A 6,781-nucleotide genomic window follows, 5' to 3' on the forward strand; every position below is an offset into this window, starting at 1 on the left:
GCTGCGGGGCCGGGCGTCGGCGCGGGTCACGACGACGAGCGTGTCGGCCCCGATGGCATCCTGCGAGGGCCAGGACGCAGCGATCGCAGCAGGCCACCGGGGAGGTCGCGTGGAGGTCCCACCGCTCGTCGTCGACCGCGGGGCGCCGGAGCCGCTCGCGGTGCAGGTGGCCTCGGGCCTGCGCGACGCCGCGGCGCGGGGCGTGCTCGCGGCCGGCGCCCGGCTGCCCTCGACGCGCGAGCTGGCCCGCCTGCTCGGGACCAGCCGCACGGTCACGGCGGCGGCGTACGACCAGCTCCTCGCCGAGGGGTGGGTGGCGGCGCGCCGCGGCGTCGGCACCTTCGTCGTGGGCCTGCCGGCCGCTCCCGCGGGCGGGGAGCGGGTGCTCAGGGGCGCGGGCGGGCCGGGGAGGCCCAGAGGTGCGGGCGGGGACGAGGGGCTCGGGGGGGCGGCCGGCGAGGACCTGCTCGACCTGCGGGCGGGGGCCCCGTGCACCGAGGCCCTCGACCGCGCGGCGTGGCGCCGCGCCTGGCGGGCCGCGGGCGGACGGCCGCCCGACGCCCTGCCGGACCCGCGGGGGGACGGCGCCTTCCGGGCGGCGGTCGCCGAGCACCTGCTCCGCCACCGCGGGCTGCCCTCCGGGCCCGACGACGTGACGGCCACGACGGGCACGTCGGCCGCCGTCGCCGAGGTGGCGGCCCTGCTGCCGCGGGGGGCGCGCGTCGCGGTCGAGGACCCGGGCTACCGCCGCTCCACCGGGGCGCTGCGGGCTGCGGGGCTCGTGCCGGTGCCCGTCCCCGTCGACGACGACGGCCTCGTCGTCGACGCCGTGCCGGCCGGCGTCGCCGCGGTCGTCTGCACCCCGGCGCACCAGTTCCCCACCGGGGGGCGGCTGCCCGTGGCGCGCCGGGCGCAGCTCGTCGCCCGGGCGCGGGCCGAGGGCTTCCTCGTCCTCGAGGACGACTACGACGGCGAGCTGCGCTACGACGTCGCGCCGCTGCCGCTGCTCGCCTCGCTCGGCCCCGACGTCGTCGTCCACCTGGGCACCACGTCGAAGACGGTGAGCCCCACGCTGGGCGCCGGGTGGATCGTGGCGCCGGAGTCGCTGCGGCACCGGCTCCTCGCGGCGCGGACCGAGGTGGGCGCCCGGCCCCCGCGGGCCGGGCAGCGCGTGCTCGCCGAGCTGGCCGCCTCGGGCGACCTCGCGCGCCACCTGCGGCGCCTGCGCCGCGAGCTGGCGTCCCGCCGCGCGCTCGTCCTCGCGGCCGTCGAGGCGGCCGGCCACCGGGCCCAGGGCGGCGCGGCCGGTGCCCACGTCGTCGTGCCGCTGCCCTCGCGCGAGGAGGAGGCGGTCGTGGTGGCGCGGGCGCGGGCGGCGTCGGTCGCCGTCGGCGGCCTCGCCGAGAGCTGCCTCGCCGCGGACCGGGCGGGCGTCGTCGTCGGGTGGGCCGCCCCGCGCCGCAGCGACCTCGAGCGCGGGCTCGACCGGCTCGTGGCCGCCCTGCGCCCGGCCTGACCCGCTCGTGCGCGCCGGGTCCCGAGGTCGTCAGGAGGCGGGGGTCGTCAGGGGCGGGGGTCGGCACGGTGCGGGGTCCGTCCCGGCGTCGTGCTGTCCGGGACGCTGGTCGTCAGGTGCCCGCGCGTCGGGCTCGCTCGCCGCGGACGGCGGCCAGCTCGTCGCGCGACCAGGCCGCCTCCTCGTAGCGCCCCTCGGCGGCCAGGGCGCGCATCTCGGCGTCGAGCTCGGCCTCCAGCGCCTCCAGGCGGTGCGCGGTGGCCGCCGTGAGCTGGACGACGGAGGTCCGCGTCGTGCCGCGCGAGCCGTCGGGCCGCAGCACCGGCATGCGCTCGGGGACGGCGCCCATGTGGTGGCGGCGCCCGCCGGGGTCGGGGGAGCGGGCGGCGCGGCGGCGGCCGCGCACGAGGTCGCGCGCACGCCCCGCTCCCGCGGGCAGACCGGTACCGGCGTCGTCCGCCGCCGCCTGCTCGTCGGGACCCGCCTGCCCCGGTTCCTCCGACTGCTCCGGCCCCTGCGCCTGCTCCGGCCCCTGCGCCTGCTCCGGGGACCCCGGTCGTCCCTCCGGTCCGCTCACGCGGTGCTCAGGGCGCCGGGGTGGCGGGCGCGGTGGTCGTGGGCGTCGCGGCGCTCGTCGGGCCCGGCGTCGCGCACCCCGGCGGCAGCGTCGCCGGGTCGGGGGTCACGACGGCCGTCAGCGGGACGTCGGCGGGGGCCAGCTCGGACCACGCCTCGCCGAGCACGAGGTCGACGGCCGGGCCGGCGCGCTGGTCGTCGCGGACCAGCTCCGCGCCCGGGGCGATGCTCGCGAGGCCCTCCGCCGCTAGGGCGCCCTCCGGGCCGTAGCGCACCTCGGCGGTCCCCGGCACCACGACGCCGTCGGGGGCGTTGGCGACGGCGCCCACGACGAGGCCGCGCGCGGTCAGCTCGTCGGCCACGCCGCCGGCCAGGCCGGGACGGTCGGTCGAGTTGAGCACCGACACCTGCACGCCGGCGGCCTCGACGGGCGCGGTCGTCGGCGTGGGACAGGCCTGCGTCGGCGCGGGGGTGGCGGCGTCGTCCGCGGCGGCGAAGGGGCCCTCCCACCAGCCGCGGTTGACGCCGGCGGCCCCGATGCCGATGCCGACGACGACGAGGAAGATGGCGACGAAGACGAGGCTCTGCCGGGCGCGGGTGCGCCGACGACGGCGCTCGGCGCGCAGGAGCGCCGCGACCTCCTCGTCGGGCGCCTCGGCCCCGCGGGGTCCTTGCGCGTCAGCCATCTCGCTCCTCCTCCGGCGCGAGCAGCCGTGACCCCGGCCGCTCGTGCCCGTCCCCGTCCCCGTGTCCCGCGACCGGCGTCGTCACGGCGCTCGGGCCGGGCGGGACGGCCACTGTAGGGCGCGCGGCCCCGGAGGCCCCGGAGGTCGGCCCCCTGGGGCGTCGGTCCGGGGCGTCGGTCCGCGTCGTCGTCCCGGGGCGCCCGGGCGGGGCGTCGGCGTGCGGCGTCCTCAGGCCGTGCGGCGCAGCGCCAGGGGGGACGGTCCGACGACGAGGACGGCGCCGCACGCGGTGCAGACGCGGTCGGGGCACTCGTCGCCGTGGCCGTCGAGGCACTCGAGGAGCTCGTGCGGCACGGAGCGCCCGCACACCGCGCAGTCGAGGTCGTCGAGCGAGGCGGCGGCCCACGGGTCGCGGGGGGCCCGAGGGGCGGGGGAGGTGCGGGAGGCGCGGGAGGCTCGGGAGATGGCCATGCGACGACGGTGCCACGGGGGTCCGACAGCGGCGCGGACCTCGCGCGGCCTGTCCCCCGGCCGGCTCGCCGACGACCCCCGCCGTCGTGCCCCGCCGTCGCCCTCTGACCTGGTCCGCCGGAGACGCCCGACTGTCGTCCTCGCAGAGGGTGGCGGCTGACCGTCCGGTGCGGGAGGCGCGGCTCGGCTGGGACCGGCGCCGGCGTCCGGGACGCCGCAGGCCCCCGCCCGGGGGCGGGGGCCTGCGGTCGGCCGGGCGTCGCCGGCCGGCGGCGGAGGATGGGGGATTCGAACCCCCGAGGGTTTCCCCAACACGCTTTCCAAGCGTGCGCCCTAGGCCACTAGGCGAATCCTCCGTGGGCGAGCCTAGCGGAGGACGGTGGCGGGGGAGTGCACGGGCAGCTCGGGCGCCGGGCGGAGGGGGCCCGGGCGGGCGGGCGCCGGGCGGGAGAGAGTCCGGGCGGGTGGGCGGGCGCCGGGTGGCGGCGAGGCGGGGCGGCGCGACGCCGCGGACGGGATGGGCCGCGCCCGGTCGGGAGCGCGGTCACCGTCCCCTACAGTGGTGGGCGGCCCCTCGCGCGGCGCCACCCTGCTGAACTCCCCCAGGGCCGGAAGGCAGCAAGGGTAGGTGGGCTCTGGCGGGTGCGCGGGGGGTCCTCCTCGTCTCCCGCCCCTTCCGCCGCCACCCCCTCCGCGGTGGTCCTGAGGTCGTGCGTCGGCGGCGTGGCCCGACCCGGTGGGCGAGGGCGGCGGGGTGTCGGCGCTCGCGGCTACTGTCGAGGCGTGGCCGGACCGACGCTCGCGCTCTACCGCCGCTACCGGCCGGAGTCCTTCGCCGACGTCATCGGCCAGGAGCACGTGACCGACCCGCTGCGCCAGGCGCTGCGCACCGGCCGCGTCAACCACGCCTACCTCTTCTCGGGCCCGCGCGGCTGCGGCAAGACGACGTCGGCCCGCATCCTGGCCCGCTGCCTCAACTGCGCCGGGCCGGACGGCACCGCGCAGGGCCCCACCGACACCCCGTGCGGCGTCTGCCCCAGCTGCGTCGAGCTGGCGCGCGGCGGGCCCGGCAGCCTCGACGTCGTCGAGATCGACGCGGCCAGCCACGGCGGCGTCGACGACGCCCGCGAGCTGCGCGAGCGGGCCACCTTCGCCCCGGCGCGCGACCGCTACAAGGTCTTCGTCGTCGACGAGGCGCACATGGTGAGCCCCCAGGGCTTCAACGCGCTGCTCAAGCTCGTCGAGGAGCCGCCCGAGCACGTGATGTTCGTCTTCGCGACGACGGAGCCCGACAAGGTGCTCGGCACCATCCGCTCGCGCACCCACCACTACCCGTTCCACCTCGTGCCGCCGGAGGCGCTGCTCCGGTACCTCGAGACCCTCTGCGCGTCCGAGGGCGTCCCCGTGGGCAAGGGCGTGCTCCCGCTCGTCGTGCGGGCCGGCGGCGGGTCCGTCCGCGACTCGCTGTCCGTCCTGGACCAGCTCATCGCGGGCGCCGACGAGGGCGGCGTCGACTACGAGCGCGCCATCTCCCTGCTCGGCTACACGCACGCCAGCCTCCTCGACGACGTCGTCGACGCCCTCGCCGCCGGCGACGGGGGCAGCGTCTTCCGGGTCGTCGACCGCGTGGTGGAGTCCGGCCACGACCCGCGCCGCTTCGTCGAGGACCTCCTCGAGCGGCTGCGCGACCTCGTCGTCGTCCGCGCCGTGGGGGAGGGGGCGCGGGCCGTGCTGCGCGCGGTCCCCGACGACCAGCTCGCCCGCATGCGCCGCCAGGCCGACTCCCTGGGCGCCGCGGAGCTGAGCCGGGCGGCCGACGTCGCCAACGCCGCCCTCACGGAGATGGTCGGCGCGACGTCGCCGCGCCTCCACCTCGAGCTGCTGTGCGCGCGCCTGCTGCTGCCGGTCGCCGACGCGGGCGAGCGCGGCCTGGGGGCGCGCCTCGACCGCCTCGAGCGCCGCCTGGGCGTCCCGGCCACCGGCCCCACGGGCGTCCGCCCCGCGCCGGCGCCGGCCGCGGGGCCCGAGCCCGCGGCGCCCCCCGCTCCGCGCGGTCCCGAGGCCGTCGCCGCCCCGGCGGAGGAGGCGACGGCCCGCGCGGCAGCCGGCCCGGGTGCCGCCGGCGCCGCCGAGCCCGACCGGGACACCGCCCGCGGCTCCACGAGCCCGGGCAGCACCGGCCCCGGCAGCGCAGACCCCTCGTCCGCCGGCCCCGCGGGCCCCCCGAGCACCGACCCCGCCGGCCCCGCCCCGACGCGGGACGGCGACGGGCGTCCCGGCGGTGACCGTGCCCCCGTGGAGCAGCCCCCGCGCTCGGCGCCGGAGCCCGAGCGGCCGCAACCGGGCGGGGGTGCGGGGCCCGCCGGCGGGGACGTGGACACGGTGCGGCGGATGTGGGTCGACGTCCTGGAGCGGGTGTCGTCGCTGCGCCGCGCCACGTGGTCGCTGGTGAGCCAGCACGCGCGCGTCCACGAGGTCTCGGGCGGCGCCGTCCGGCTCGCCTTCTCCTCCTCGGGCCTCGCCGACGCGTTCCGCCGCGGCCCGCACGGCGACGTGGTGCGGCGTGCGCTCGTCGACGTCATCGGGCTCGACCTGCCGGTGGAGCCCGTCGTCGACGGCGGGGGAGGGCCCCCGGAGGCCCCGCGGGGCGGTGGTGGGCCGGGACCCGCCGCCACGGCGCCGGCAGCCCCGCGGCCCGGCGCCCCGGCCCCTCCCGCGGCGCCGTCCGCGGCTCCCGCCCGCGGCCAGGACCGGTCCTCGCGCCAGGACCTGTCCTCGGAGCATGATCGGTCCTCGGAGCAGGGGCGGGGCCGCGAGCCGGGGCAGGACCAGCCGCGCGAGCCGGGCCGGGACCGGCCCCGGAGCGGGGAGGAGAGCCAGGGCCGTCCCGCCGCCCGTCGGCCGGAGCCGGCGGCCGACGAGGACGACTGGCCCGAGCCCGCGACCCCGGGCGCCGGGCGCCCCGGCGGTGCCGCGCGCGAGCGCCCGGCGACCGACGACCACGGCGGCGGCGCGCCCGCGGGCCGGGAGACCGGCCGTCCGGCCGACGGCGCCGCGACCGGTCGTGCCCGGGGGGCCGGGGGGCCCGTCGAGCACGGCGCGAGCGGGGAGCCCGAGCGGGGGCCGGAGCGGCAGCAGCAGCGGGGCCGGAGCCGGGGCGGGGGTCGCGAGGACCGCGGGACGGCCGCCGGCACCCCCGCACCGCCGGCGGACTGGGACGACCTGCCGCCCGCGGAGCCCCCGGACGACGACGCGCCGCCCGAGCCCGACGACGCGCCGTCGCGGCGCCCCGCTGCCGACGGCGCGGCCCGCGCGACCGCCCCGGACCGGCCGGAGGCCGCCCCGCCCCCGCGCCCTGCTGCGGAGCCGGGGTCGTCCGAGCGCCCCGTGGCGGAGCGGCCGTCGTCCGAGCGCCGTGCGACGGAGCGGGTCGGCGGCGCCCCGTCGGGTGCGCGGGCGCCCGAGGCCTCCGCCGCGTCGGCGCAGGCCCCTGGTCCGGGCTCGTCCGCGGCCCTGTCGGGCGCCGCGGCGG

At 81.1% G+C, this 6,781-nt stretch carries 5 protein-coding genes, 1 tRNA gene and 1 other RNA gene; 3 read left to right on the plus strand and 4 right to left on the minus strand.

The annotated features are described in order from the left end of the window. The first annotated feature begins 109 nt into the window (after window positions 1-109). The gene (gene pdxR, locus WDV85_RS06855) at window positions 110-1,516 is read left to right on the plus strand and encodes a MocR-like pyridoxine biosynthesis transcription factor PdxR (RefSeq protein ID WP_339569926.1); all 1,407 of its coding nucleotides are present in this window, start codon (window positions 110-112) and stop codon (window positions 1,514-1,516) included. Between the two features lie 112 nt (window positions 1,517-1,628). On the opposite strand, the gene WDV85_RS06860 is transcribed toward pdxR, so the two are convergent. From WDV85_RS06860 to WDV85_RS06875, 4 genes are all read right to left on the minus strand, one after another. Further along, the gene (locus WDV85_RS06860; protein WP_339569927.1) at window positions 1,629-2,093 is read right to left on the minus strand and encodes a hypothetical protein; all 465 of its coding nucleotides are present in this window, start codon (window positions 2,091-2,093) and stop codon (window positions 1,629-1,631) included. 7 nt (window positions 2,094-2,100) lie between these two features. Beyond that, the gene (locus WDV85_RS06865) at window positions 2,101-2,778 is read right to left on the minus strand and encodes a LytR C-terminal domain-containing protein (protein WP_339569928.1); all 678 of its coding nucleotides are present in this window, start codon (window positions 2,776-2,778) and stop codon (window positions 2,101-2,103) included. A gap of 228 nt (window positions 2,779-3,006) precedes the next feature. Beyond that, on the minus strand, window positions 3,007-3,249 hold the full coding sequence (locus WDV85_RS06870; protein WP_339569929.1) for a hypothetical protein: 243 nt from the start codon (window positions 3,247-3,249) through the stop codon (window positions 3,007-3,009). A 273-nt stretch (window positions 3,250-3,522) separates the two neighbouring features. Beyond that, window positions 3,523-3,605: transfer RNA gene (locus WDV85_RS06875), tRNA-Ser, on the minus strand. Between the two features lie 209 nt (window positions 3,606-3,814). Between WDV85_RS06875 and ffs the strand changes: the two genes are divergently transcribed. Next, an RNA gene (ffs, locus tag WDV85_RS06880) (signal recognition particle sRNA small type) lies at window positions 3,815-3,911 on the plus strand. A gap of 121 nt (window positions 3,912-4,032) precedes the next feature. Beyond that, the coding region (locus WDV85_RS06885; RefSeq protein ID WP_339569930.1) for a DNA polymerase III subunit gamma and tau at window positions 4,033-6,781 on the plus strand (2,749 nt) is incomplete at its 3' end.

The sequence above is a fragment of the Pseudokineococcus sp. 5B2Z-1 genome, from assembly GCF_037482305.1.
GTDB lineage: Bacteria > Actinomycetota > Actinomycetes > Actinomycetales > Quadrisphaeraceae > Pseudokineococcus.

Excerpts from the sequence above, each read along its gene's own strand:
- WDV85_RS06865 (WP_339569928.1), bottom strand. The coding sequence starts at position 2,778 with ATGGCTGACGCGCAAGGACCCCGCGGGGCCGAGGCGCCCGACGAGGAG.
- WDV85_RS06870 (WP_339569929.1), bottom strand. The coding sequence starts at position 3,249 with ATGGCCATCTCCCGAGCCTCCCGCGCCTCCCGCACCTCCCCCGCCCCT.